Below are 26,734 nucleotides of genomic sequence, written 5' to 3'. Positions count from 1 at the left end.
AACTATGATGAAGAAACTATCTGCATTCGTACTTAATGTAAAAAAATTGAAATCTTTTTTTCAAAATGCTTCTTAGCCAATTATTCAATTCTTGCTCTACTAATCAAAAAAAAAGCAACCTATTCTCAAAAGAATAAAGTTGCAATTTATATAGTAAAAAATCCGTTGAAACCCATCGATCGTATGGTTAACGTCCAAATAGTCTACGTAATTGGATGTTAACTCTTTTCATTGACGAGATGTGATTTTAGTGAAAAATTGTGCAGAGTCTCCCCTATTTGATACACACTAAAGTTAAAAATGCTATTTTTAACCGGCTAATTCTTCAAATTGTGAATTGTAGAGAGCTGCATAATAGCCGTTTTGAGCCAATAATTCTTCGTGTGTACCTTGTTCTTTGATATCCCCATCTTGCATGTATAGAATCTTATCCGCATCTTTGATAGTAGATAATCGATGTGCAATAACGAAAGAAGTACGACCAGCCATTAAATTATTCATTGCTTGTTGAATCAAAACTTCTGTTCTGGTATCAACAGATGACGTAGCTTCATCGAGAATTAGAATTGGTTTATCTGCCAAGATTGCTCGTGCAATTGTTAATAATTGTTTTTGACCTTGCGAGATATTGGACGATTCTTCATTTAAAACCATATTGTATCCGCCAGGCAATGTTTCAATAAAGTGATGCACATGAGCTGCCTTTGCAGCTGCGTAAACTTGCTCATCTGTTGCTTCAAGATTCCCATAGCGCAGGTTTTCCATGATGGTTCCTTTAAACAACCAAGTATCTTGTAACACCATCCCAATATTGGATCGTAAATCCGCCCGATTGAAGTCTTTGATATTGTGCCCATCAATTTTAATTGCACCAGAATTCACGTCATAAAAACGCATTAATAGTTTGACCATTGTTGTCTTACCGGCCCCTGTTGGACCAACAATTGCGATTGTTTCACCAGGATTGATATGACTCGAAAAATCATTGATAATAATTCGATCTGGCGTATAACCAAAGTGAACATTTTCAAAGTCCACTTCACCGCGAACGCGGCCGATTTTCACCGGATTTTCCACCGTTTGTGCTTCTTCCTCTTCATTCAAAAATTCAAAAACACGTTCCGCCGCAGCAGCCATGGATTGCAGCATATTTGATACTTGCGCCATTTGTGCAATAGGTTGTGTTAAGTTACGGACGTATTGGATAAAGGCTTGGATGTCTCCGACTGTGATTTTACCATTGTACGCATAAATCCCACCGACAATTGCCACAGCCACATAGCCCAAGTTACCGACAAAGTTCATGATTGGTTGCATTAACCCTGATAGAAATTGCGACTTCCATGCAGATTTAAACAAAATATCATTTTGTTTCGTAAATTCATTTAATGCATTTTCTTCTTCATTAAACAAATGCACAATGTTGTAGCCGCCAATTGTTTCTTCGACTTGTCCATTGATTTTCCCTAAATACTTTTGTTGCGTTTTAAAATGCTTTTGCGACAATTTGACTACAAGTAAAATCAAGATCAATGAAATTGGCACGATTAAAATAGCAACTCCGGTCATCGGTACGGAAATTGAAAGCATCATCGCAATGACCCCGACGACTGTAAATATCGATGTAATCAACTGTGTGATTGATTGGTTTAATGATTGGCCCAGCGTGTCCACATCATTAGTAATTCGTGACAGTACTTCACCGGTCGTACGGCTTTCAAAATAATTCATCGGCATGCGATTAATTTTTTCCGAGATTTCTTTTCTCATACGATAGGTAATCTTTTGCGAAATCCCTGACATAATCCAGCCTTGAATAATCCCAAACACCGCGGCAATTGTGTATAAGCCGAGCATGAAAAGGAGAATTGAACCAATTTTGTCAAAATTGATACTTCCTGTTCCTTGGTATTTTTTAATCAAGCCATTAAATAATTCAGTAATCGCTTTGGATAAAATTTTTGGTCCCCAGATATTAAAGATTGTCGATGCAGCCGCAAAGATCATCACAAAGAAGATAGCTACCTTATAAGCTCCCATATACGACAATAATTTTTTGATGGTTCCTTTAAAATCTTTTGCTTTTTCTACGGCGCCCATACCAGCACCTGGTCCCATACCACCACGAGGGCGGCGAGGTTGTTCTTTTTCTGCCATTTGGTTCGCCTCCTATTCTGCTTCCAAGCCCAATTCGGCATTACTTAATTGTGACGAAGCAATCTCTTGGTAAACAGCTGAAGTTGCCATGAGTTCTTCATGTGTACCTTGGGCAACAATTCGGCCTTCATTTAAGACGATAATTGTGTCCGCATGTAAAATCGTCGAAATCTTTTGGGCAACGATTAATTGCGTCATTCCTTGCGCATGTTCTGCTAATGCTTTCCGCAACGCAACATCGGTCTTATTATCCAACGCTGAAAGTGAATCATCTAAAATAAGCACTTTTGGTTGTTTGGCAAGTGCACGTGCAATGGCCAAACGTTGTTTTTGTCCCCCAGATACATTGGTACCACCTTGAGAAATTTCCCTTTGGTAGCCAGCATCGTTGGACTGGATGAATTCTTCTGCTTGTGCAATCATCGCAGCTTTCTTCATTTGTTCGTCGGAAATACCATCGACATTCCCAAATTTAATATTGGATTCAATGTCACCTGAGAACAAAATGCCTTTTTGTGGAACAAAGCCAATCAGCTCACGCAATTTATGCAAACTCATTTCTCTGATATCTACGCCATCAATCGTGATTCGACCTTCTGTCACATCATACATTCGGGGAATCAAATTCACAATGGTTGATTTCCCAGATCCAGTCGATCCAATGATCGCTGTCGTTTTTCCTGGCTGAGCAGTAAAGTTAATATGATGAAGAACATCTTCATTCGCTTCTGGATAACGGAAGGATACACCTTCAAACTTCACGACACCTTGGAAGTCTTCTTTATCATTTGGTTGTTCAGGATCGATAATCGTTGGAGTTGTTTCCAACACTTCATCGACACGTCCAGCTGATACATTCGCACGTGGTAAAATAATTGATACCATTGATAACATCATAAAGGCCATGACAATCAACATCGTATATGTGATAAAGGCCATCATATCACCGACTTGTAACTCGCCCGCTTCCATATTGTGGCCGCCAACCCAGACAATCAAGACTGATACACCATTCATCAATAGCATCATAACTGGGAACATGATAGACATCGCACGGTTTACAAACATTTGTGTTTTCATCAAATCTTTGTTAGCACGGTCAAATCGATTTTCTTCATATTTTTCTCGTGAAAATGCACGAATGACTGGCAAGCCTGTCAAGATTTCTCTTGAGACCAAGTTTACTCGGTCAACTAGATTTTGTAAGCTCTTGAATTTTGGCATTGTCGTACCTAATAACGTCAAGACTAATAGCAAGACCGCACCGACCGCGACACCGATAATCCAGCCCATTCCTGTACCTGTTTTGTATACGTGGTAAATACCACCCAGGCCTAAGATTGGTGCATAAAGCACCAAACGGATAATCATAACTAATCCTAATTGAATTTGTTGGATATCATTTGTACTTCTAGTAATCAATGACGCCGCTGAAAATTTATCCATTTCAGCATTTGAAAATTGCAAGACTTTTTTAAATTGACGCTCACGCAAATGCTTCCCTACCGCAGATGATACGACTGCCGCAATCAAGCCGACTAAAATTGACGCCAAAGCCGAGATGAACGTCAGCAATACCATTTCTGTACCTTTTTTGACCATGTAGTCTGTTTGAATCGATTTGGTATTCACTTTTAATGCTTTGTATTCTGCTAATGTTACTTGAATCCCAACTGTCTTTAACGAATCTTCACCCAAGTCGCCTAGTTCAGATTTGGTTTCTTTTCTTGCTGCCAAGACTTTCGCCGGCATTGCGTCACTAGTTGTTTTGATTTCATTGGCTAATGTTTGCGCCTGTGCGCCCGCTTCTTTGGCCTGTTCACCTAGTGTTTGAGCCTTTTGTGCTTCACTTTGAGCCGTTGCTACATCTCCACTAGCCGCTGCCGTTTGCGCTTTTGCACCTGCTGTTTGCGCTTGGGCTGCAAGTGTTTTCGCTTGCTCCCCTAGCTCTTTTGCTTTTTGGCCATTTTCACTCATCGTTTGGTATTCAGTTAAAATGGATTTCGCAGACGATTCAGTTTTGGCACTACTAGATTGAGAGGATGCCAACATGAACATTGGAAGTTCAAAAATCTTCGACAAGTCTTCTTTGGTTGTTCCTTTTTGTAAATCTAATTTGTAGACAGTCACTTTTTTATCATTGATTGTCTCGGTCGTTTCTTTATAATTCTCGTTTATTGTTTTTTTCTCAGCATCGGTCATAAATAATTCAATCGCTGAGAGCGTGGATTCTCGAATTTTATCCGGGGCAACTTCTTCTAACCCACCTTGTTGGATACCCACATCAACAATGTCAGAGGTGATGCTTGGTAAAGACAAATCACTATTGGCCTGAACCACTAAAAGGAGTAAGGCAGCCAAAATGGCATACCAATATTTTCCTAGATACTTAAATAATTTCACTTCTGCAACCTTCTTTACTCATTATTTTCTTTTGTCATTGTTGATTCAGGGTTTGGCTGATAGGCACCTGATTTGATCCAACTGACTTTGCGTTGTAAGTCTCGCAAACTTTGATTTACATCGTATTCTTCATCCTCAGCTAAATGGCGATAAGCTTCAATAATAGTAGAAAAAACACTATGCATCAGCATATGGAGCAACATCCGTAACTCGTGAATGTTCGCTACTCTTAGTTTTGAATGATCAATAGATGTCCACATTTTTTCTTGTTCTTTTAAATGGTTCTCCCTTTGAACTTTTGCATCCATTTTTTGACCAGCGCTCATTTCAGGGGAAACTTTGTTAAAGGAGCGGTAATCCATGTTCATGAATAAATTCCGATAAAAGTTCGCATGTTTGTCTTTTAATACATTGGTAATCATCTTCTCTGAGAAATTTTCAAAGCCCGCAAATAAATCTCCGTCATATTCTTGAATGGTCTTTAACAAATCTCGAAAACTTGATTTACGCAAAATATTAAAGTAGTAATAATACAAATCTTCCTTGTCTTCAAAATACTGATAAAAACTTCCGCGCGGAATTTCTGCATCTTTCACGATATTGGCGATTGAGGCATCCTTTAATGGATTCTTTGAAAATTCTTTTTCAGCCGCCTTCATGATGCGACATTTCTTTTCCTCCGTTAAGTGGAAAAATGTTTCTTTTGGCACGTTTTCACCCCTTTACTCTAAAAAATGACACACTGTCATATGACATTGCGTCATTTATAATATGCTCAAATCATTTTTTTTGCAAGCGAAAAAGACTTAATAAAACAAAAAAAAGATTGCAACCGGTTTACACCATTGGCAACCAGGAAAGATCTTAATACTCATTCTTTTTCTTCGTATTTACTAGCCAAAAAATTAAAATTACAAAAACGGATATCGTCGCCGCAACTGATTTTTTCGACTGCAGCTAGTGAAATATGTAAGAAACCTAATGCTTCAAGTTCACGTGCTCGTTTTAGACTACCTGCGTCAATCACAGCTAAGCCGCTGCCATCTAATGCATCTGTCACTTGTTGTTTTGCTTCACTATCGTCAGAAGCAAGTAATACTGTCGTTTGATGTTCAGAAGCTACTTGTTTTGTTGCAAGTGTCGAAGCAAATGTCGTATTGAACCCTTTCACTACTTTATCAGTGCCTCCTTTGTTGCTAATCACTTCAGCAGCTGAACTATCAGCTGGCACAACCAAGTCATCAAATGTATCAAAATTTACTGGGTTGGTAATATCAATAATTGTTTTTCCATCTAATTCATCTGCATATGTTGCTAAAATTCCCTCTACAGTTGGATAAGGAACGGCTAAAACAACGATTTCCCCTATACTATTTACTTTGTCAGACTCTGATGATGCAACGAAATTTACTTCATTCCCAGCATCAACAAAATTACTTCCAATTGCTTCTCCCATGCTACCTTTACCAAAAATTGTTACAGTTGCCATACTCTCATTACTCCAAACACATAGTTAATTTATTTCAACGTCAGTTTGATAACTTACTTTTTGTAAGTAAAATAGTTTGTATCGAGAATTAAAAAAATATCTCTACGTACTTAGTGATGATTTTTTTATCAGATTCTTTTTTAACAGTGTGTTTTTTTAGCATCACTTTATACCTATTTCAAAAGAGCACACAAAAAAGACATCTTATCTTTGAGATAGATGCCTGAATGACGGTCGATTCATTCACCAAAATGATGAACCTTTCTATAAGCAGTTTGAAAAAATGATTTTGACTAATTTCCGCTTCCAGTACTCAAAAATGGCGTTAATGCTTCGCCAAGATTACGTAGATTGCGTGTTTGAATGATGACTTTGCCAGATCCTTGAAAAACATTTACTAATCCTTCGCCAGTCTTAAAGCCAAATGTACCTGAAGCCACTTGAATGTCATACGTAAGATTGGTGTCCCATGCAACAACGTGTTCGTTATCAATTGTCAGAGCCTGATTTGGTGAAACCGTCAATTCTAAGAGATCGCCAAATGCAGAGACAAAGATAGTTCCATCCCCCGTGGTTTCCATGACAAATAATCCGCCCGTTCCACCAAAAAATGCTCCACTTATATTTTGTCTGACCATCTTATATGTCACTTGCGAGTCACATGCAAGAAATGCACCGGTATTTAAGCAGTATTGCTTGGCATTCGATACTTGAAGTGGATGGATTTTCCCGGGTTTCCCGGGTGCGATACCAATAAAACTATCTTCAGTTAGTCCTGTGGCACTACTGATAAACAGGCTCTCACCACTTGTCATTGATCGACCAATCGCATGCATCAGTCCGCCCAAACCAGATTTACTTGCATTTAACTTTCCAGTCAACTCTACACCCGAATGGTAAGCCATGGCTCCTCGTTCAAGTTGAATCGATTCACCCGTTTTTAACTGAATCTGTAATATTGGAGAATCGGTATCTCCTAGTAACTTATAGTTCATTTTTTCTCCTTTGAGACATTTTCTTTTAGTATAGCCGACCGCAAACAATATAGCTAGCAACTCTCGAATAAAAAACGCTGAACAACCAATGATGGACTTGCAATCACTTGTAGTTGTTCAGCGTTTTATTGTTTACTGCGTGTCCATTAAGGCTTAGTACCAGTTATTTGCTTGCCAGAAATCCATCGCATTTACAGGAGTACCATAGCGGCTTGCAATATAAGCCATACCATTTGCAGCTTGGACTGCTGGATCAGAACTTGTTTCAACTAACATTTGGAATAAGCCATATGCTGTTGATGTTGGGTTTTGAGCGTTTGGATTCCAAGAAGATTCATGTTGGATAATGAAATGAATTGCTTCCCAGTTTGCTCCTGAATCCCAACCATATGCACTTGCAGCTGCACGAACGATTGATTCAACCGAACCATCTGTCGCTTGTGTAGTTGTTGTAGTAGTTGATTCTGTTGTTTCTGTAGCTGGTGTTGTTGCTTCTATCGCTGCTTCTTCAGCAGTTGCATCAACAATTTCACCAGTTGTTGTATCAATTTTTAATGTATCGCCAACAAAAATTAAATCAGCGTTTTTGATATTATTTGAATTTGCGATTTCTATGTAACGAGTGTAATCGCCAAAATATTTTGCAGAAATCCCACTTAATGTTTCGCCAGATTTTACAGTGTGTGTTACTTCATCGGCACTCACTTTCATGCCCATTCCTAAAAATGCAGCCCCTGTGATACCTACCATTAATGCTAGTTGTTTGATCTTCATAAAACGAATTGTATCTCCTTTATCTTTCAAATCTTTCGTGACATCTCTACATAGCTGACTCTCTCAGCAACAGGCCCTATTAAAACATATAGATATTACAGAGATATAGCGCTAAGATAACAATTTGATGTTAAGTATTACAAAATATTACAGAACAAACTTTCTTTTAATACAGGTATTTATGGAGAGAAAACAAAAAAGAGACGAAATTCGTCTCTTTTCACTCATTCTATTCGTTATTTATCAGTATAAAAGATACTGATTTACAGCTTAGTTATGCCATCGCTTGATTGGCACCTTGTTTTGCTAACTGGTCTGCCAGTTCATTATACGTATCGCCAGTATGTGCTTTAACTTTTTTAAAGTGAACAGCAATCTTAGTCTGTAGCAATTGAAATTGTGCAGCGTAATATTTCGAAATAGGCTTGTTTGCGCGCCAATCACCTTCTGCCCAAGCTTGAATTCCTTGGTAGTCGTAGTAAATGGTTAATTGAGACTCACCTTGTGCGATGGCCCATTCCATCGCTTTTAGACACCCTATCACTTCGCCCGCAATTTGAAAGCTTTCTGTATAGTTTGCATCCTTTCCAGGAATCGCTAACTTCTCAATCACTTGACCCTCTTTCAAAAAGACGATGCCTGATCCGTATTGACCAAGCGTTCGATTAAATGAGCCATCGACATAGGCGACTAGTCCTTCGTCGGGTATGTCGCTTTGTATGCCGCCTTCTATAAAACGCTCGGCCTCTTCCTTCGTCGGGAATGATTTGAATTTCGCATTAGGAAATCCTTTGACTTGTTTTTGTGCTTCAGGCCATGTCTGATATATCCCTGGCTGTTTTCCAATTCTCACTGCATAATATTTTGCCATAGACTCTCCTCCAGTTGTAAGATCATTCTTTTATGTTAGCACGTTCGAACGAAAAAAAGCGACTGAAAAAAATAAAAAGGTAAAATACACGATGCTTCATAATCCCTACTTACCAACAAATAATTTTAGCGATACGGTTGCAATAACTTTGTCAATTCTTCTTGAGCTGCTTGGTCTTCGGATACTAGAAATGCTTGATCCGGTGCAAAATAAATCGTTGCCCCTTCATCCCACTAATTACCCATTTTTTCTCCATTGATTCTCTTCCTCTAACTAGTTTCCTTTTATTATAGCACTAGTATGTGATCTAGCTTGCTGGATACAATGTCGCGAGGCCGTGAGCGACAGTCGGGTAGACTTCGCTTTCTGTTTCTTGCCAAAGGTGTTGCATGTATTGAGCAACGTCTGGTTGTAACGACGTATACATAATTTTTTGTCCGCGAAGATTGGCCTGTTCTTGGAACTCTTCAAAAACGGCCAACGCCGTAATATCGATGTGTGGAACGCCACGTAGCGAAAAGATGACGCCTTCGTGTTCATCTAGTTGTTGCAAGGCTTGCTTCAACTTTTCAGCTGACATAAAGAAAAGTGGTCCACTAATATAGACAACCGTCCATCTAGATAAGTGAGTCGCAGCTGGTAAGTTCATTCGTAGCCAATCAACAGGTTCCAGTGCGATCTTGATAGCTGAGCTCCGTACTAGGAAAATAATCATGCCACTGATGACACCGATAACGATGGCAATACTCAAATCGAAAATAACCGTAGAAGCCATCGTAACAAAAAACATCGCCAATGATACCCAATATTTTTTGGTAACAAAGGTCTGTATCATGTGCCATTCATTCATTCGCCATGCGGTAATGATCAAGACACCCGCCAGTGCTGGCATTGGTATCATAGACATGATTGGCGCCAGTACCATCATCGAAAGAAATAAGACAAGAGCGTGTATAATCCCAGTTAGACGCGTTTGTCCACCTGCTTTAATAGCCACACTTGTTCTAGCAATCGCCGCTGTCGCTGGAATACCGCCAAAGAAAGGCAATATCATATTTCCAATGCCTTGCGCAATAAGCTCTTGATTGCTATCTAATGAACGATTCGTCATGCGGCCAGCCGATGCTCCACACAAAAGACTTTCAACCATACCCAGCAAGGCGATGCTAATTGCCGGTACCAGTACATTTTCAAGTGAGCCAATCGAAAGTGCCTCTATGCTCAACCGATTGGTGCTAATGATTGATGTTGGAATGGTTCCGACTGTCGCAATCGGCAAGTGAAAGAGAACCATCACCAGAGTCGTCACAATAATCGCAAAAAGTGAGCTTGGTAACAAGGTTGCGAGTTTCTTGGGATAGACAACCATTACAATCATAACCAAAATACCCATCACTAACGAAGCTATCGCTGGCTTGAATCCTAAAATTTGATAGCTAGCGAGTTTTTCGAGTACATTGGCTCCTTTAGACTGAGTACCAAATAAATTATCTACTTGACCAAGTGCGATAATAATCGCAATCCCCGATGTAAAGCCTGTAATGACTGGCGCCGGAATAAACGAGGTCAACACTCCTAATTTAAATACGCCTGCAAGTAATAACATGATACCGGCCAAAAATGTCGCCAATAATACCCCTTGGATACCTTCACTAGCGGCGATAGACATCAAAATAGCCGCCATCGCTCCTGTTGGGCCTGAAATTTGATAAAAACCACCTGATAAACTACCAATCACCACTCCCGCAACGATTGCCGTAATCAGACCTGCCGCCGCATCCACACCACTCGACACACCGAATGCAATCGCCAAAGGTAAGGCTACTGCTGCCACCGTTAAACCTGCGAGAACATCCATCCGAAATTTTTGAAGTGAATAACCAGTAAATTCGCTTTTCAATAATTGCACATAATTTTTAAACACTACTATACTCCTTTTCTACTATTTGTAGCCGCGCGCTACATATGAACTCTGTTAGTTTACTAGACATTTCACAAGAAGGAAATAGCTTATTACTGAAAATTTTCATTAGAAGACCGACAAAAAAGCTGACTCCCTTAGAATCAGCTGTTTTTTGCTTTAGTTGATAATTTCACCTTTGTTTTTCGTTAACTTCGTGCGCCATTGCGTCAATTCATCGTCATAGTCTTTGTTTCGTTCACCTATGATTCGTAATGGTGCAGTCGAACGATAAGAGCTAGTCAAATTACCCGGAAATTTCTTATCCGTCACATTGGGGTCATCTTCAAAATCGCCCATTGGTTCTACCTCATAGACTCGTTCTATCCCATCTCCTTTAGCAAGTGACGCTGCAAGCTGCGCTCCTTTCAAATTCGAAGTGAAGTAAATATGATTCATCATTAAGTTATCTTCATAGTTCGACTGATGCCCTGCAACAAGTAAGTCACCTGTTGACAACTCCGCTCGTGTCCCATGATAAAAAGGTCCTTGATCAAATATTTTTCCAGTCCACTCGCAAGACAATTTGCGCATCTGTTCTGCTTTGTCTCGTTCGTCAACTTCATCGTACTTCTCTGCTAATTTCAAATAAATGGTCGCAAATGCAGACTGTCACTTATTTCGTTGGACTGCTTAGCATAGGCTAAAGCATTCTCAAGCCCTGCCACGTATTCATTGCTATCTTGTTCCAGCAACGCACACTCATAAGTTGCAAGAAATCGCTCAAAGTCCGACGAAGCCGCAGCGAACGCTTGTCTAAATAGTACTCGTGCTCCTGATGTGTCGCCGTTTGCTACCAATGCCATTCCTTGCAGACATTGTTGCACAATTTTATTTCCCGGATGAAATGCATCGCTCATGTTTTGTTGCTCCTTTTGGTTGTCCTGTTTTCAAATCTACTATCCATTCGTCGATCCCATCTCACTCTTACTCGCCATCTGTTCTTTATAAAGTTTGCCATCGTACATCTTAAAGAATGGGTAGTAGCAAACAATCGAGACTGCTAAATTAAGAAAAGCGATTAAGATAGCACGGAAGTCACCACCAGTCCCTAAAAATGCCCCAATTCCAATTGGAGAAATCCAAGGAATCCCTGTAATTACTTTGTTCACCAATCCAAAGTCCGTCGCAAAATAGGCGACCGTAACATTCACTATCGGGGTCACAATAAATGGAATAATCAAGTACGGATTGTACACGATCGGTGCCCCGAAAATAACTGGCTCATTGATATTAAATAACCCAGGTAAAATAGCCGTTTTACCAAGAATCTTCAATTGATCTGATTTTGCGACAAAGATCATTAATAAGACCAATCCTAGCGTACTCCCCGCACCGCCAATGAAGATGTACATATTAATAAAGTCGCCAGCAAAGATATTAGACGAGCCATTAATATTTTCTGTCAGTGCTACTAACAAGATGGGATTGACGAAACTATTTTTGATAATTGCGGTCCCGTGAACACCCACAGCCCATAATAAATGAATCAATAACATAATAACGACAATTCCTAACCATGAGCCCGTCAGATCTTTAACAAATTCAAATGGTTTCGATAACAATCCATGCAAATCCGTATGCAAAAGGGCCAGTCCAGTATTGATTCCTATCATGACAACTGAAATCAAAATAGCCGGAATCAACGAAGCAAATGCACGACTGACACCAATCGGCACTCCTTCTGGCATGCGAATGGTAAAATTCTTTTTGACACAAAAGCGATAAATTTGCGTAGACAAAATCGCAGTAATAATCCCTATGAAGATTCCTACACCACCAAAACGTGTTACCCACCCACCTAATGCAACTCCATTATAAATAATGGCCGTATCAGACGCTTTTTGGATTAATTGTGCGCCTTCACTGCCGATATCTACTTGGACGATGGTCATCAAAAAAGCAAAGAGACCCAATACTGCCCCTACAAAGCTACTTAATTCCTTCGTCTCCTCTTTGCGGTAGATATTCGTCAAAAAATAAGCTGTTCCCAGACTGTAAAACAATGCCAGCGAACCGATAGACATCGTTGTTGCTACAGAATAAATCGGCGCAAATTTTAAAATAGTCGACTCAAAAAACGAAGCCAATGGCGGAATAATTTGTGGGAGATTATTAATAATCAAAAAAATAGAACCCACAATGGTGAATGGTACTGTAATAATCCCAGCTTGCATGATGGCACGAATAAAGCGCAGATTTGCGACCTTATTAAGCGGTGGCAATAATTTTGTTTCCAAAAATGAAAAGAAAGCATTCATCCTATTTCCCCACTTTCGGCAGCTGATTCGTCTGAATGACGTCTTGATACCAGTAAAAACTATCTTTTTTGTAACGTTTCATTTCTTTGGTATCCTTTTCTGTACGGTCGACATAAATAAACCCATACCGCTTGCTAATTCCTTCATGCACGCTGACCAAATCAATCGCCGACCAAGGGCTATACCCGATTAAATCCACACCAGCTTCGATTGCGGCACCACATTGCTCGATATGTTGCTTCAGATAATCAATTCGATACTGATCATGAACGGCTCCATCGTCTGTCAGTTCATCCTTAGCTCCCAAGCCATTTTCAGTAATGATGATTGGTAAATTGTAGCGATCATAGAGTGTTTGCAAGGTCGTCTTTAAACCTAGTGGATCAATCGTCCAATTGAATTCATTTTTTTCTAAATAAGGGTTGGTGAAGCCTTTATAAAATCCCCACTCCATTATGTCTTCACTCTGTTGATCGCTAATTCCATTCGCCATTTCTTTTTTCGCCAGTGGTTTTTCAACGGTAACAGTCGTATAAAAATTCATCGCAATGTAATCTGGAAAAGCCGTTTTCATCAGCGCTTCATCTTCTGGTGCAAACGTAATTTGCACGTCGTTTTGCTTCAAGTAATCTTTAAATACTGTATTGTAACGTCCAAAGCATGAAAAATCTAAGTACGCCCAATTTCGAACGCTGTTAAAATAAAGAGCTGCTTGATTATCTATTGGCTTACTTGTTGCTGGATAGACGAGGGAAATATTTGGTACAGGACCAATTTTTCCATCTGTAATTAATTCATGGCATCGTTTAAAAGCATACTTTTCCGCAATCATGAGATGATGAAATTGTTGATACTTTTCTTGGATAGGAATTTCTTTCCCCAGAATTTTCTTATCTACTAAAAGCATAATATTGGGTTCATTAATCGTTAGCCAATTTTTCACACGATCTCCATAGGCTTGAAATACCGTTTCTGCATAATGTACAAAGGCATCGACCGTACTGCGAACACCCCATCCCCCCTCATCTTCTAGTGCTTGAGGCAAATCAAAATGATTCAATGTAATGAATGGTTGTATTTGGTACTTTAGTAGCTCATCGATGACATCGCTATAGTGCTGTAGCCCTGGCTCATTTACAGCTCCTCTTCCATCTGGGAAAATTCTCGTCCAAGCAATCGAGAATCTAAACACGTTAATTCCCATCTCTGACAATAATTTAATATCCTCTTTGTAATGATGATAATGATCGCTAGCCACCTTAAAGTCAGCTATCGCATGATTGTCTCTTTGACGCGTGTCTTGCACGCTTAGGCCTTTGCCATCTTCTTGATAAGCACCTTCTGTTTGATGGGCAGATATCGATGCCCCCCATAAAAAATTATCTGGAAATGTATGAGTCATAGTCTTTCTCCTAACTGTTTTTTTAGGCGTATCAACTAATTATAATATACAGTCTGCTCATCAGTGTTCATTGATGCTTGGGTGACTATATTGATTTTATAAAAAAAAAAGCCTAAATCTATACCTGAAAGAATTAACCTTCATATTCTAGATTTAGGCCATCCAAAATGCTTAACTAATTCATTTCACAGGAATTAGTTAAGCATTTGCATTGAAATATGCGACACATTATTTTTACATTTTAATCATTTTCAAAAGTTTTCCAGGTTTGACATTTCGTGAACTCTGCTCAGTTATTTTTTCATCTGAAAATCGGTATAGGTTATATCCATACGCTTCCTCAAAACGAACAAGCCCGTCTCCTTCATCCTCACCAATAAAAGACATTCCTGATACTGTGTAATACGGAATTCCTTGAATATCACTGATGAATGGATGGTGAGTATGACCATTCAATATACACTTAATATTATGAGACTGCAATAACTGAATTAATTGTTTTGAACCTGGCCATTCTGGCATAGTAATCTGGGTTGGAAGCAAATGGTGATGGGTCACAAAAATAATCGGACGTCCTTTCGCATTTATCAGCTGATTCTTTAGCCACTCAAATTGCTTAGAATCGACAATTCCATTTGGATAGCCAAAATACGAATTATCAAACGCAATAATCGAAACATCTGGGAAATGCATCACATCGTTATAAAAATCTTCTGAAGGAAGTTCAGCAAACCAGCCTTCACGAAAATTTGACTTTATATCATGATTTCCTAATGTCACGATAATAGGTATGCTACCTACAATATTTAATAACCATTGCTTTAAAAAATAGTAATCTTCAACTTCTCCATCCTCAGTTAAATCACCACTAATTATTAATACATCAATCCTATGATTAGCTAATACTTCCGTTAAGCATTCTTCTAAATGAGTCAAAGGCGATTGCATTTTAGCTAACATTTCTAAATAATCAGTATTTTTAAGTAAATATGTTTTTCTAAAATGAATGTCTGATATATGTAGTATATTCATCCTATTTCAGTCTCTTTCTAATGATTCCAGTGATTAAATCTAAAATAAATACCGTAATAACCACCCCAATTAAGATAATACTTACTTTGCTCCAATTGCGAGTCTGAATTGCAAAAATTAACGGTGCACCAATACCACCTGCACCAACTAACCCAAGAGTTGCTGCACTTCTGACAGCAATTTCAAAATGATTTAAGGCTAAGGAACTCCATATAGGTGCTAAAGATGAAAAACGAACAAAAAATAAAACTTGCCAAAAATTAGCACCGATTGCATGCATTTCTTGAACAATATTTTCATCCATGTTTTCCATTTCTTCAGTAAATAATTTACCTAGCATCCCTATTTGATGCGCGCCAATCGCCAGCACCCCAGCAAAAGGACCCGGACCAACTACTTTAACAAAAATAATAGCCAAAACCAATTCAGGAAAAGAACGCAATATATTACACACTAGCTTTCCAATTTTGGTAATATAACTATGATTTGGAAATAGATTAACTGCACTAACAAGGGCTAAAGGAATCGCAAAAAATGTTGCTAAAAAAGAGCCCAAAAAAGCAATACCTATCGTCAAAACGAGTAAATTAACCAAATCTTCTCCACTGCCATCATACATGAAGCTCCAATCTGGATGACTTAACCCTCTAATTACTTCCAAACCCATAGATAGAGAAAATGTGGATAAGCCCGAATAATCAATATTTACTGCAGAAATCAAAACTAAAAATAGAAATAAGCTGATGTAAAAATATGTTTTTTTACTGATATCACGAATTATCATACCAATGATCTCCTCACACGCTCACTCACCTTATCTACAATAATTACTGTAACTAGTATCGTTAAAATAATTATTGACACTCTTTCGTAATTTAATAATGCGAGTGAGGAATTCAAAATAACCCCAATTCCACCAGCACCAACAAAACCTAAAATTGTCGATGCTCGTACGTTTACTTCAAATGCGTAAAATGTGTAGCTTAAAAATTGATTAATTACTTGTGGCAATACCGCCCAAACAGTAATTTGAAACTTATTGCTCCCTACCGCAGCAGTCATTTCTATGGGACCATAGTCAATCGTCTCCACAGCTTGAAACATCAATTGCGACACCATACCTAAAGTAAAAATTGCAATTGTGATAACTCCTGTCGATTCACCAATCCCAAATATAGCAACAAATAAAGCAGCCAAAAGCAATGTTGGAATCGTTCGAACTAAACCAAGTACAAATCGAATACTAATTGATAGCGTCTTATTTTCCGTTAGTATGGTTGTTGCGTAAAAGCTAATTGGAAATGCTAAAAGAACACCTACAAATGTTCCTAGTAAAGACATTTCTAGTGTTTTTATCATCGGTAACACAAGTCTAGGAAGGAAACTAAAATCGGGTTTTGCCAAACGTGACAAAAATATGACTATCTGATTAGAATTTGAAATTACTTTATAAAAATCAGCATTTGTTAATCGGACACTTCCCAAAAAGCAAATAATTATTATCGTGCCGATCAATAATTTCTTATGCAAATTAAAATGAACCGTGTCTTTTAACTTCATAGACTGCCTCGATCCTGTGAACTACCGTAAATAGTATCTAAGCGAGTAGGGGTTAGTTCCTCCGGAGGTCCATCAAAAATAATTTCTCCATATTTCAAGGCAATAATTCTCGTTGAAAATTCTTTAGCCAATGGAACAGAGTGCAAATTAACAATCACTGTTTTGTTCATCTTCAGATTTATTTTTTTTAAATCTTGCATTACATTTTGTGTCGTCACTGGATCTAAAGAAGCAACGGGTTCATCGGCTAGTATAATTGGAGCGCGCTGAACAAGGGCTCTTGCTATAGATACTCTTTGTTGTTGCCCTCCACTCAACTCGTCGCTTCTAGCATGTAATTTATCGCTAAGTCCTACCATCCTCAAAGCCTCTTCAGTCTGAGAATAATCCTCTTTTGTAAATAAACCAAAAGTACTTTTAAATGTCGAATAGTATCCCAAGCGCCCAGACAACACATTTTTTTGAACAGTACTTCGTTTTACCAAGTTAAAATTTTGAGAAATCCATCCGATTTGGCGGCGTAACATACGTAATTCTTTCTTCTTCGCATTTGTAATTGAGGTATCATTAATAATGATATCGCCTTCCGTAATGCGTTCTAAGCGATTAATTGAACGAAGCAAGGTACTCTTCCCTGCTCCACTCAATCCAATAATAGATATAAACTCACCATCTTGGATAGTTAAATTTATATTGCTTAACCCTTTAACACCATTAGGATATATTTTTGATACATTATTGAAGGTAATCATACAAACTCCTTTTTGAAATTAATTGTTTTTCTTTATTCAGATGCTTTTTTTGTGTATGAACGAATAGTATCGTACGCTGAATCTGCAGCTTCCTGGTATCCTTTATGTCCCCATATAGCCATAGCTTCAGCTCCTTCATCATCATCAGTCATATTTAAAAAAACTTGTTTTACTTCTTCTTTCAATGTTTCATCCATAGAAGGTTGGACTGCAATCGCATCATTTGGAATATCACCCTCTGTTAAATACAAAACTCGCAAATCTTCGAATAAATCATTGTCTGGAAAACTTGATGCAAAAACATTACGAGCTCCTTGGAAAACAAATGCTGCATCCATTTGTCCATTTAATACGGATGTAATTTCACTAGGGATATCATTTACAGTCGTAATAGTTGATTGAGTCGTTGGATCTATTCCCGCATCTTTTAACTCTGCTACAGGATAAATATATCCACTGGCTGAATTTGGACTCAATGCAGCTATTTTTTTCCCTTTTAAATCAGATAATGTTTTGATTGAACTGTCACTTTTAACTAATATTTCTCCTTTAAATGTACTAGTCAATTCTCCTTCCAATGGCAACCCAGTCTTCTCATCATATTTTCCTAATTCAGAAGTTAAAATAGCTTCTGCAGCTCCCATATCTTTGGCTTGTACATAGGCAGCAGGCGGCATAATACCAATATCAACTTGCCCTGAAGCCATGGCTTCAACAATTGTTGAGTAGTCTGTAGCTAGCGTCACTTCGACATCGCGATCAAGCTTTTTCGATAGGTATTCTGCGAAAGGCTTCGTTTTTGCTTCCATCGATCCATCATTATTTGTAGGTACAAATTGAACTACTAACTTCTCTTTATTCGAAGAGTCACTATTCTCACTATTTGATCCACATCCTACCAATGTACCTGCAAGTATAAGACCCATACCCATCAATGCTAACTTTTTCAAACGCATGCTTTTTCCTCCTGATTGAACATGATTTTTTGTACATTTAGATAGTATCAAAAAAACATTCTTTTCGATGTGACACAAGTCATACCTATCTATATTTTACATATATTTTACAAAAAATTAACTTTAATTATTCGTATTGAGAAGATATTTTATTTAAGTTATACTTAATAAAAACCAATAAGGAGTGTATTTTAGTGAAAAGAATAAATGATTCCGAACGTTTATCGTCCTATATCATGAATCATGAATTGAACCATTATATGCATTCAAATTTACAGGAAATATCAACCTTACAATCATTCGAGAAAAATGAACATCTTATTCAAAGTGGAGAAATTTCTGATTTTCTCTATTTTTTGGTTGAAGGAACTGTAATTGTATACTCGTATGCATCAGATACTCAAAATATTTGTATCAATTATGCCTCAGCAATGATGCCTTTAGGTGAAGCGTCATCATTATGGGGAATAGAGCCAAAAAGTAGTGTAAAAGCAGCGACAAAATGTATTTGTATTTGTATATCATTGGCAACCTATCGGAATACATTACAGCAAGATGTTCTTTTTTTACAAAATACCTGTCGGCTTTTAAGTACTAGACTCAATACAAGTATTACGGTGGCTAACTCATTAGCTGAATCATTTGATATGCGTTTAGCGAAGTTTATCCTAGAAAATCAAAAAAATGATATTTTTACTTTCCAACTTACTACTTGTGCAGCTATATTGAACGTAAGTTATCGCCATCTTTTAAGAATTATCATGCAATTCCGCGAAAAAGATATTTTAGAAAAATTTGGAAATTCGTATATTATTCGTGATCTTAACGCTCTAAAAAACTTAGCCAACTATGATTACTAATAATTTTTATTCACTAGTGAATCCAATAGCTGTTACCGAAAAAATAATCTTACTGCCCAAATATATCCGTATTCTTAAAATTAATGATTAATCCACTTCTTCTCTCGTAGTTATACCACGTTTATTTTTGGTTTTTCTCTTCTCATCCAACATACTTTTCTATCAATTCCACTGATTTATTCCATAAAAGATGAATTTTTTTTTAGTTATTTTATCTATCTGTGAAAAAATACTTAAAAAATTGTTGAAATTTTCAGTCAAAATTAATATGCTATAAAAGAGAATGAGAATCATTTTCAATTAAGAAGTGAGGCTGATATATGAAAAAGTGGTTAGTGGTGCTGATATTTTTAATTTTAGCGACTACTTCAATTTTTGTCGGTGTAAACGAAGTGACAGTCAGTGGATTGATGGAAGGCAATCGCATGCAATGGTTACTTCTAGCCAAAACCCGCATACCACGAACGATCAGTTTGATTTTAGCAGGGGGAATGTTAAGTATTTCTGGTCGTATTATGCAGCATTTTATGCAAAATAAATTTGTCTCGGCAAATACTATTGGCATGATGGATAGTGCTCGTTTGGACATTTTGGTCGTGATGCTTTTTTACCCAACAGGTTCATCATTGATGAAAGCATTCGTAGCATTTCTTTTTTCCTATGCAGGGGTCTTGTTATTTTTATCACTTAGTCGTCTACTACCAAAAGGCGATTCAGTAATTTTGCCACTCGCTGGAGTCATGTTTGGTAATGTCATCAGTGCGATAGCTATTTTTTTCGCTTATCACTATCAATTGATCCAAAACATGTCCGCTTGGCTACAGGGGCATTTCGCCACAGTCATGGCAGGTAGTTACGAATTGATTTATTTAACCGTCCCCGTGGTGATCGTGCTGTAAGTTCTAGGGTATCAGATTACTGTCGCTGGACTGGGAGAAGAATTATCGACTAGCCTTGGTATGAATTATCAGCGATTGCAGTTTGTGACGTTTGCCTTCGTAGCATATGGTGAAGGTTCTCGCTTTGCAATAGTTCACGATACATTTGGCTTTGCACAAGCAGATGATACAATTGAGGCTTCTACTCATGGACAAAGCGTTTCTTATGAATACATTTTAGAAAAAAATCCCGATATTCTTTTTGTAGTGGATCGCACACAATCAATCGGGGGCGATACATCCAACAATGATATGGCTGATAATGAAATAGTGAAACAAACAAACGCAGGTAAAAATAACAAAGTCATTCAACTAGATCCACAAGTGTGGTACCTTGTAGGTTCTGGCTTGGAATCATTAAAAATCATGATTGACGATGTGAATCAAGCATTTGAATAAAAAAAGATTGTTTCAGCAAGTAAAACCGCTGAAACAATCTTTTTTATTGCTGTTACAAAAGACGTGTGATAAAACACTATCCCACCTTACCTAAATGCCATTTTAAAAGAAGAAATTTTTAATTAATTGACTACCACCGATGATATTTCCGATTGCACCACCCATGGACGATAAGAAAAATAAAGCAATAATGTGCAAGAATCTGTTCTTGAAAATTGTTTTGATATGGCTGATGTCGTTAAAAATGTCAGACATATCTTTAACAGTTGGTTTTTTTCTCCATGCTTCAACGAGTGCAACAAACATACCCACATTTAGGATAGGATGGATGGTGCCAATGGGCGCAGTCACAAAGGCTGTAATGACGGACAATAGACTTCCTCTCCCTAATAAGGTGAAGAGTGCCGCAAGCGAAGAGTTCCATAAAAGCCATGTTTTGAGTTGTTCCATCCCGACTGTGTAATTTCCAAAGAAAAAAGATGCTAAGATTAAGCCAATAATTAAGGCTGGAAATAGATATTCTAGTATTTTTGACCCCATGGTTTTCTTTGGAATCGTATCTAATTCTTGGTTTCTATGACTATTTTTATTTTGTTTGATCAGTTCTGCCATACCATTAAGGTGGCCTTTGCCAATCACAACGACAATTTTTTCATCAGTATGTATATCGAAAATATTGTTAACCATGTATTCATTTCTTTCTAAAATTAATGTATCGTGAATCACGGGTAATTCTTCTCTTAGTGATGAAAAAGTCGTTTCAATTATATCCTCATTCATGATTTCTTGTAGTTTGTTCTCGTCGAGGTTCGCTTGTTCGCCATTTCCAAAAAGAAAAGCGACGATTAATTTAGCTTTTTGCCAAAAGGTTAAACTTCGCCAGATTCTGGTCAAGGTTATATTGATATTGCGATCCAATAATCTTAGCTCTGCTTTGTATTCATGGGCTTTTTCTATAGCCATTTTAAATTCTGCCCCTGGTGCTGATTCAGTATTTGCAGCAAATCTTTTTTGAAAAGCAGCTAAAATAATTTGCATAAGTAACGGTGCTACTTTTTTCTCTTTGATGACTTTGACAATATCGGTATTTTCCCATTTATTGTTGTTTTGCATTGTTTCAAAACGTTCTTTATCAAGTTCAATTCCTATGTATTTCGGTTGAATCGCATCAATTGTTGCTTGCACTTCTTTCACACTCTCTTTTGATACATGAGCGGTTCCAATCAGAGTGATATTATTAATTGTAACTATATTTGTCATCAGCTAATTCCTTTCCTTCTGTCTATTTCTTTTTCAGCTAGTAAGATTTTCGTTTAATACGTTCATTTTAGGATAAAATAGAATAGAAAGATAGCTTGAAAAAATGAATTACGTTAGATAGTTGGTTCCGAAAAATCAATACACTCATGCAGAAAGGACTACATCGATATGACTTAGACTTATTTTGATTTACCAGAAAAAATTAATGAGCAATTACTCACACGCGCAAAAAAAAAATAAGCCCTGCCTTGCTTTGTGATGGGATGCAAAAATTAGGAATCGCAAAAAATGGGGCCATGGACGCTTCTCTTATGCCTATCGATGAGCAGAAATTTATGGTCGGTACGGCTTGTACAGTTGATACAGAGGATGGCGATAATTTCCCAATTCACGTCGCCATATACCAAGGAAAGCCAGACTATGTATTGATTGTAGCTGGGAAAAACTCTATGGAGAGAGCCTACTTAGGCGATTTGTTGGCTAGAGCAGCGGATGCCGTTGGACTAAGTAGTATCGTCGTTGATGGCTGTGTTCGTGACAAATTAGGCTTAAAAGAATTAGCTATCCCTGTCTACTCTAAAGGGATTATGTAACGTAGCCCAGCAAAAAAAGGACCAGGGAAAATAAATGTTCCCGTATTTTGCGCAGGTGTCTCTGTAAATCCTGGTGACTTAGTGGTCGGTGACGCTGATGGTGTCACCGTAGTTCCTAGAAATGTAGTGGAAAGAGTAATTGAGTTAGCAGAAAAAATTGTCCTATGAATTTCAACGAGCAATGCTAGTAAATGACTATAAACAAGCACGAGAAAATGGAACTGAGCTACCTGAATTAGCACCTTCATGGGTCATCGATATGTTGGATAAACAATCGTAATCTACTGAAAGCTAAAAGATCGTTTCCAGCTCAGAAAGCAACAAAAAGGCAAAACATCCGAAAGTTGATTCTCGTACTTTGGATGTTTTGCCTTTTTTTGCTTACCTGCTGTCTTAGGTAGCGTTATTTGCGAATAAGCTTAAATTTACACCATGGTTCAATATAATCTAATAACACCAACTCTTCTCACTACACTGGTTATGATGGCTATTAAACCACAATACGCCTTCACAAGAAAATTTAGTGAAAGAATTGCAAAACAAACAAATATTTATGACTGATAACCGTTCGAGTTTTTATCATCCCGCACATTTTGACAATTCCTTGCGCGTATCCTTAGCAAAAATTTCGACTCAACAAATTCACGAAGTCTACCCAATACTCTATCAACCAATACTCAGCCTGTTTGAGAAATATACGGATGCTCATTAACTTTAAAAATTCTATTGCCATCACTACTCAAAAGAGTAACGACAGCAATATAGTTTAGGCTTAATGTTCTCATTAGACTAGACTTCTAAAGAGTTTTTTTACATTCGTTAAGTGGAAACGAACTTGCGGACGTACGAAATAAAAGAATAATGGTAATGCCACAATAATTGTACGAGTCCAGTAAAATATGTAGGAAGAATAAAAATGCCCAGCTGGATAATTATGTGTTAAATACGTAGATAATCCTAAGCAAATCATTGAATTAATCGTGATAACCCACAATGGGAACGTAATGTGCTTTTTCTCTTTGTTCTTTATTAATTTGCTTCTATGTATATATTTTGTCATCGGAAATGAGACAATATTTTTCACTAAAAAAACCAACGTGAAACTAAACGGATAAATAAGCAGCACTTTTTTGATTGGATAATGAGCAAACCCATAATTCCAGATCATATTATAGTTCATCAAAAGAAACACCATGACCGCCATCGTGAGAATCCCTTCAAGAGTGTTATTTTTCAAAAAATTTTTAACCACGTAAAACCTTCTTTCAAATTAATCATTGGGAATAGACTTTTATTGTACTCCTAATGAAAAAAATTTTGAAGTAAATTGTATTAATTTATGGAAGAATTAGAACTATTATATGAGATATTATCCTATTACACGTTTACAATTAAGTGAACGGCTTATGAATTTCAAACAATCCTTATCATTTTTAAATTCATATCAAGCGTGGACAATGTTCCTAAACTATACATTGAACACTTTCGCCAAAGAATATCTCCAATCCTGTATACTTTTAAAGGTATCTTAGGTTATTGGAGGACGAAAGGTGAAGAAGAAGTTAATGTTATATTTGGAAATTCAACAGATGAAGGAGCGGGACTTTTCCATCCAACAAATCGCAAAGCAGTTGAAGGTATCCCGCACAACGGTTTATAACTACATTGAGAAGACACCAGAAGAAGCTTTCGAATGGGTCAATTCATTAGGTTCGAGGAAGAAGAAATTGGACCCATACAAGGATTGGATTGTTGCTTGGCTTCAAGAGTATCCGCATCTGAATGCGTCTCAAATACAGGATTGGCTGCTTGAGAAATTCCCCGACTTCACCGTTGGTGAAAGTACGATGCGGTTATATGTGAATCAAATACGCGAAGAATATCAGATAGCTAAAACTAAAGTTGTGAGGCAATACGAGGCGGTCGAAGAACAACCGATGGGAAAACAGGTACAAGTCGATTGGGGCGAAACGCGTCAAAAGACGCAGGATCAAAGAGAAATCAAATTATACTGCATTTGTTTCTTACTTTCCCATTCACGCTACAGCTATGTGGAATGGCAAAACTGCCCCTTTACGACTCGTGATGCCATTCGAAGCCATGAGAATGCCTTCGAATTCTTTGGTGGCATGCCGGAAGAAATCGTTTATGATCAGGACCACCTAATCACTGTGAGTGAGCACGCTGGAGACATGATCCTGACCGCTGAATTTCAAGCGTACAAACAGCAACGGAAGTTCAGAGTCCATTTATGCCGCAAAGCCGACCCCGAATCCAAAGGAAAAGTGGAGAGTACGGTAAAGTATGTGAAACGAAATTTCGCCGATAGCCGGATTTATACGACAATCAAGAACTGGAATGAGCGCTGTTTAGCCTGGTTGGAAAGAACGGGCAACCGAAGGGTTCATGGAATAACAAAAAAGAGACCGGTAGAAGTGTTTCTCCTCGAAAAGCAACACTTAAAACCAGTCTCTAAACTACTCTCAACCGAGAGTATCACCGGTTCAAGTATAACAAGAACGGTAAACAAGGACAATACGGTTTTTTATAAATCAAACCGTTATTCCGTACCACTAGGCACTTACAGACCGAAAGGCCTGAATACAGTGGCTATTGAAATCAAGGAAGATACGAACGATCAAAAACGGCTTATTATCAGAAAACAGCCCGATGGGGAAAATCTGGCGAACCATCCTCTGGAAACTTCAACAGGCAAACTGATCAAAAATAAAAACCATGGGCGCGATCGTTCGAAAGGCATTCAAAGCTATAAGGAAACCGTTGCGCAGCAGTTCAAAGATTTGGAGCTTGCCTCACGATACATTGATATCTTGATGGAGAAGTATCCGCGCTATAAAAGAGACCAACTGGCCGTTCTACAGAAAGCGGCCCTCGAATACCCCACTGTCATTGATGAGGCCCTACAGAAGTGTATGTCTGAACATCTGATGAGTGCGAATGACTTTACGGATGTGGCTAAATACTTGGCTGCCCCTCGGAAAGAGACGCCGCCTGTTCCACCCGTACAAGCAGTCCGATCGGATTGCGCTGATATCAACGTGGAGACGCATCCGATGAGTACCTATACGGAAATTCTGGGAGGTGCCGCCTCATGAATGATAGCATGGACGCGCTGCAAAGCCAGTTCAGACAGCTGCGCTTGGTGGAAACTGCGAGCGAGTTGCCTGAGCTTTTCCGTAAAGCCGAACAGGCCTCCTGGACCTACCAGGAACTGGTGCAGGAGATTGTGTGCTTCGAATTAAGGAAGCGCGAGGAAAAAAGTATTCAGAAACGATTGAAATTGGCTAAGTTCCCGTACCACAAAACACTGACGGAATTCGACTTATCAGATCAGACTTCTCTAAGCAAACGGCAGCTTACCCAGCTCCAAGAGCTTACTTGGCTTGAGCAGCAGTATAATCTCATCTTTTTGGGTCCGAGCGGTGTGGGGAAAACGCACTTATCCATTGCCTTAGGCATGGAGGCCATCCAGAAGGGGTTTCAGGTGACGTTCGTGACAATGGGAGAACTACTCTCCCTTCTGAAAACTGAAGAATTCACGCGAAAAGCGCAGGTCCAGCTCAATCGGATCCGAGCGTCTGATTTAGTGATCATTGATGATTTGATGTATATGGCAATGGATCAAAGGGAAGCTACCCTGTTTTTTCATTTGATCAATCATCTATATGAACGGAGTTCAATCATCTTGACCTCCAATAAGAGCCCCGACCAATGGGGAGAATTATTGGGCGATGAGGGCGTCGCAATGGCTATCCTAGACCGTATTCTGCATCGAGCGGAGGTCGTTCACATGAATGAAGCCAGCTACCGTATGAAGCATCGCCAGAGCATGTTTGTGAGCGAAAGTGTTCAAAATTAATTGGCGTTAACTGTTCAATTCTACTTGACGCTGACAGGGGATTGGTAAAGGTCTGCCGAGCTCCTTTTTTGGCTGCTTTTTTGGCTTCTTCGATGGCTAATTTCATAAATGTCGTTTGCATCTTTCTCCTCCTTTCCATAAAAAAATGCCTCGTGAAAAAGGCTCTATAATATTTGGTGTTGTTACTCAAAC

23 protein-coding genes and 2 pseudogenes are annotated in these 26,734 nt (G+C 38.3%); 6 read left to right on the top strand and 19 right to left on the bottom strand.

Annotated features, from left to right (window positions below):
- Positions 1-309: 309 nt before the first annotated feature.
- From NE257_RS00805 to NE257_RS00725, 17 genes are all read right to left on the bottom strand, one after another.
- The gene (locus NE257_RS00805; protein ID WP_251885569.1) at positions 310-2,157 is read right to left on the bottom strand and encodes an ABC transporter ATP-binding protein; all 1,848 of its coding nucleotides are present in this window, start codon (positions 2,155-2,157) and stop codon (positions 310-312) included.
- Between the two features lie 12 nt (positions 2,158-2,169).
- Complete coding sequence (locus NE257_RS00800) at positions 2,170-4,560, bottom strand: ABC transporter ATP-binding protein (RefSeq protein WP_251885568.1); 2,391 nt, start codon at positions 4,558-4,560, stop codon at positions 2,170-2,172.
- Positions 4,561-4,574: 14 nt separating this feature from the next.
- Positions 4,575-5,270, bottom strand: coding sequence for a TetR/AcrR family transcriptional regulator (locus NE257_RS00795; RefSeq protein ID WP_251854909.1), 696 nt, complete (start codon positions 5,268-5,270; stop codon positions 4,575-4,577).
- Between the two features lie 161 nt (positions 5,271-5,431).
- The gene (locus NE257_RS00790; protein ID WP_251885567.1) at positions 5,432-6,049 is read right to left on the bottom strand and encodes an NADPH-dependent F420 reductase; all 618 of its coding nucleotides are present in this window, start codon (positions 6,047-6,049) and stop codon (positions 5,432-5,434) included.
- A 293-nt stretch (positions 6,050-6,342) separates the two neighbouring features.
- Positions 6,343-7,044 carry a TIGR00266 family protein gene (locus tag NE257_RS00785; protein ID WP_251885566.1) on the bottom strand — a complete coding sequence of 234 codons (702 nt, stop codon included), beginning with the start codon at positions 7,042-7,044 and terminating at the stop codon, positions 6,343-6,345.
- A gap of 153 nt (positions 7,045-7,197) precedes the next feature.
- Positions 7,198-7,818, bottom strand: a complete 621-nt coding sequence (locus NE257_RS00780) for a LysM peptidoglycan-binding domain-containing protein (protein ID WP_251885565.1) — start codon at positions 7,816-7,818, stop codon at positions 7,198-7,200.
- Between the two features lie 274 nt (positions 7,819-8,092).
- Positions 8,093-8,689, bottom strand: a complete 597-nt coding sequence (locus tag NE257_RS00775; RefSeq protein ID WP_007209040.1) for a ribonuclease H1 domain-containing protein — start codon at positions 8,687-8,689, stop codon at positions 8,093-8,095.
- Positions 8,690-8,996: 307 nt separating this feature from the next.
- Positions 8,997-10,613, bottom strand: coding sequence for a SulP family inorganic anion transporter (locus tag NE257_RS00770; protein ID WP_251885564.1), 1,617 nt, complete (start codon positions 10,611-10,613; stop codon positions 8,997-8,999).
- Positions 10,614-10,769: 156 nt separating this feature from the next.
- Complete coding sequence (locus tag NE257_RS00765; protein WP_251885563.1) at positions 10,770-11,237, bottom strand: NAD(+)--rifampin ADP-ribosyltransferase; 468 nt, start codon at positions 11,235-11,237, stop codon at positions 10,770-10,772.
- The gene (locus NE257_RS00760; protein WP_251885562.1) at positions 11,234-11,509 is read right to left on the bottom strand and encodes a hypothetical protein; all 276 of its coding nucleotides are present in this window, start codon (positions 11,507-11,509) and stop codon (positions 11,234-11,236) included. Before NE257_RS00760 ends, NE257_RS00765 begins: the two co-directional genes overlap by 4 nt.
- Positions 11,510-11,548: 39 nt before the next feature.
- Positions 11,549-12,910, bottom strand: a complete 1,362-nt coding sequence (locus tag NE257_RS00755; RefSeq protein ID WP_251885561.1) for a PTS transporter subunit EIIC — start codon at positions 12,908-12,910, stop codon at positions 11,549-11,551.
- Position 12,911: 1 nt separating this feature from the next.
- The gene (locus tag NE257_RS00750; protein WP_251885560.1) at positions 12,912-14,312 is read right to left on the bottom strand and encodes a glycoside hydrolase family 1 protein; all 1,401 of its coding nucleotides are present in this window, start codon (positions 14,310-14,312) and stop codon (positions 12,912-12,914) included.
- Positions 14,313-14,546: 234 nt separating this feature from the next.
- Positions 14,547-15,344: a metallophosphoesterase family protein gene (locus NE257_RS00745; protein WP_007209046.1), complete on the bottom strand. Its 798-nt coding sequence runs from the start codon at positions 15,342-15,344 to the stop codon at positions 14,547-14,549.
- 1 nt (position 15,345) lies between these two features.
- Complete coding sequence (gene phnE, locus NE257_RS00740; protein WP_007209047.1) at positions 15,346-16,128, bottom strand: phosphonate ABC transporter, permease protein PhnE; 783 nt, start codon at positions 16,126-16,128, stop codon at positions 15,346-15,348.
- A complete protein-coding gene (phnE, locus tag NE257_RS00735) occupies positions 16,125-16,904 on the bottom strand; it encodes a phosphonate ABC transporter, permease protein PhnE (protein ID WP_007209048.1) in 780 nt (259 codons plus the stop codon). Before phnE (NE257_RS00735) ends, phnE (NE257_RS00740) begins: the two co-directional genes overlap by 4 nt.
- Positions 16,901-17,656 (bottom strand): phosphonate ABC transporter ATP-binding protein, encoded by a 756-nt coding sequence (gene phnC / locus NE257_RS00730; RefSeq protein WP_007209049.1) that lies wholly within the window; start codon positions 17,654-17,656, stop codon positions 16,901-16,903. Before phnC ends, phnE (NE257_RS00735) begins: the two co-directional genes overlap by 4 nt.
- 32 nt (positions 17,657-17,688) lie before the next feature.
- Positions 17,689-18,612: a phosphate/phosphite/phosphonate ABC transporter substrate-binding protein gene (locus NE257_RS00725; protein ID WP_007209050.1), complete on the bottom strand. Its 924-nt coding sequence runs from the start codon at positions 18,610-18,612 to the stop codon at positions 17,689-17,691.
- Positions 18,613-18,806: 194 nt separating this feature from the next.
- Here NE257_RS00725 and NE257_RS00720 point away from each other — a divergent pair, with 194 nt between their 5' ends.
- Both NE257_RS00720 and NE257_RS00715 read left to right on the top strand, forming a co-directional pair.
- Complete coding sequence (locus NE257_RS00720) at positions 18,807-19,472, top strand: cyclic nucleotide-binding domain-containing protein (RefSeq protein WP_040366970.1); 666 nt, start codon at positions 18,807-18,809, stop codon at positions 19,470-19,472.
- Between the two features lie 320 nt (positions 19,473-19,792).
- Positions 19,793-20,809: pseudogene (locus NE257_RS00715) on the top strand (iron chelate uptake ABC transporter family permease subunit).
- 102 nt (positions 20,810-20,911) lie between these two features.
- Here the strand turns inward: NE257_RS00715 and NE257_RS00710 are convergent.
- On the bottom strand, positions 20,912-22,069 hold the full coding sequence (locus tag NE257_RS00710; protein ID WP_251885559.1) for a TraB/GumN family protein: 1,158 nt from the start codon (positions 22,067-22,069) through the stop codon (positions 20,912-20,914).
- A 248-nt stretch (positions 22,070-22,317) separates the two neighbouring features.
- On the opposite strand from NE257_RS00710, the pseudogene NE257_RS00705 reads away from it, so the two are divergent.
- Positions 22,318-22,830, top strand: a pseudogene (locus NE257_RS00705) (RraA family protein).
- Positions 22,820-22,942 (top strand): hypothetical protein, encoded by a 123-nt coding sequence (locus tag NE257_RS11585; protein WP_276532290.1) that lies wholly within the window; start codon positions 22,820-22,822, stop codon positions 22,940-22,942. The pseudogene NE257_RS00705 and the gene NE257_RS11585 overlap by 11 nt, the downstream one beginning before the upstream one ends.
- Positions 22,943-23,446: 504 nt before the next feature.
- Here NE257_RS11585 and NE257_RS00700 read toward each other — a convergent pair.
- Positions 23,447-23,914, bottom strand: a complete 468-nt coding sequence (locus NE257_RS00700; protein WP_251851069.1) for a hypothetical protein — start codon at positions 23,912-23,914, stop codon at positions 23,447-23,449.
- 313 nt (positions 23,915-24,227) lie between these two features.
- Here NE257_RS00700 and istA point away from each other — a divergent pair, with 313 nt between their 5' ends.
- Both istA and istB read left to right on the top strand, forming a co-directional pair.
- Positions 24,228-25,778, top strand: coding sequence for an IS21 family transposase (gene istA / locus NE257_RS00695; RefSeq protein WP_276532328.1), 1,551 nt, complete (start codon positions 24,228-24,230; stop codon positions 25,776-25,778).
- Positions 25,775-26,542 (top strand): IS21-like element helper ATPase IstB, encoded by a 768-nt coding sequence (gene istB, locus NE257_RS00690; protein WP_251885557.1) that lies wholly within the window; start codon positions 25,775-25,777, stop codon positions 26,540-26,542. Before istA ends, istB begins: the two co-directional genes overlap by 4 nt.
- Positions 26,543-26,734 lie beyond the last annotated feature (192 nt).

Origin of the sequence: Enterococcus italicus (assembly GCF_023743875.1) — a bacterium.
Lineage (GTDB): Bacteria > Bacillota > Bacilli > Lactobacillales > Enterococcaceae > Enterococcus_G > Enterococcus_G italicus.
Note: the sequence above shows the minus strand (reverse complement) of the source record. Positions and strands in the feature narration are given on the sequence as shown.

Coding starts and splice junctions, on each gene's coding strand:
- NE257_RS00805 (WP_251885569.1), bottom strand. CDS start 2,157: ATGGCAGAAAAAGAACAACCTCGCCGCCCTCGTGGTGGTATGGGACCA.
- NE257_RS00790 (WP_251885567.1), bottom strand. CDS start 6,049: ATGGCAACTGTAACAATTTTTGGTAAAGGTAGCATGGGAGAAGCAATT.
- NE257_RS00785 (WP_251885566.1), bottom strand. CDS start 7,044: ATGAACTATAAGTTACTAGGAGATACCGATTCTCCAATATTACAGATT.
- NE257_RS00780 (WP_251885565.1), bottom strand. CDS start 7,818: ATGAAGATCAAACAACTAGCATTAATGGTAGGTATCACAGGGGCTGCA.
- NE257_RS00775 (WP_007209040.1), bottom strand. CDS start 8,689: ATGGCAAAATATTATGCAGTGAGAATTGGAAAACAGCCAGGGATATAT.
- NE257_RS00760 (WP_251885562.1), bottom strand. CDS start 11,509: ATGAGCGATGCATTTCATCCGGGAAATAAAATTGTGCAACAATGTCTG.
- NE257_RS00755 (WP_251885561.1), bottom strand. CDS start 12,910: ATGAATGCTTTCTTTTCATTTTTGGAAACAAAATTATTGCCACCGCTT.
- NE257_RS00750 (WP_251885560.1), bottom strand. CDS start 14,312: ATGACTCATACATTTCCAGATAATTTTTTATGGGGGGCATCGATATCT.
- NE257_RS00745 (WP_007209046.1), bottom strand. CDS start 15,344: ATGAATATACTACATATATCAGACATTCATTTTAGAAAAACATATTTA.
- phnE (WP_007209047.1), bottom strand. CDS start 16,128: ATGATAATTCGTGATATCAGTAAAAAAACATATTTTTACATCAGCTTA.
- phnE (WP_007209048.1), bottom strand. CDS start 16,904: ATGAAGTTAAAAGACACGGTTCATTTTAATTTGCATAAGAAATTATTG.
- phnC (WP_007209049.1), bottom strand. CDS start 17,656: ATGATTACCTTCAATAATGTATCAAAAATATATCCTAATGGTGTTAAA.
- NE257_RS00725 (WP_007209050.1), bottom strand. CDS start 18,612: ATGCGTTTGAAAAAGTTAGCATTGATGGGTATGGGTCTTATACTTGCA.
- NE257_RS00710 (WP_251885559.1), bottom strand. CDS start 22,069: ATGACAAATATAGTTACAATTAATAATATCACTCTGATTGGAACCGCT.
- istA (WP_276532328.1), top strand. CDS start 24,228: ATGTTATATTTGGAAATTCAACAGATGAAGGAGCGGGACTTTTCCATC.
- istB (WP_251885557.1), top strand. CDS start 25,775: ATGAATGATAGCATGGACGCGCTGCAAAGCCAGTTCAGACAGCTGCGC.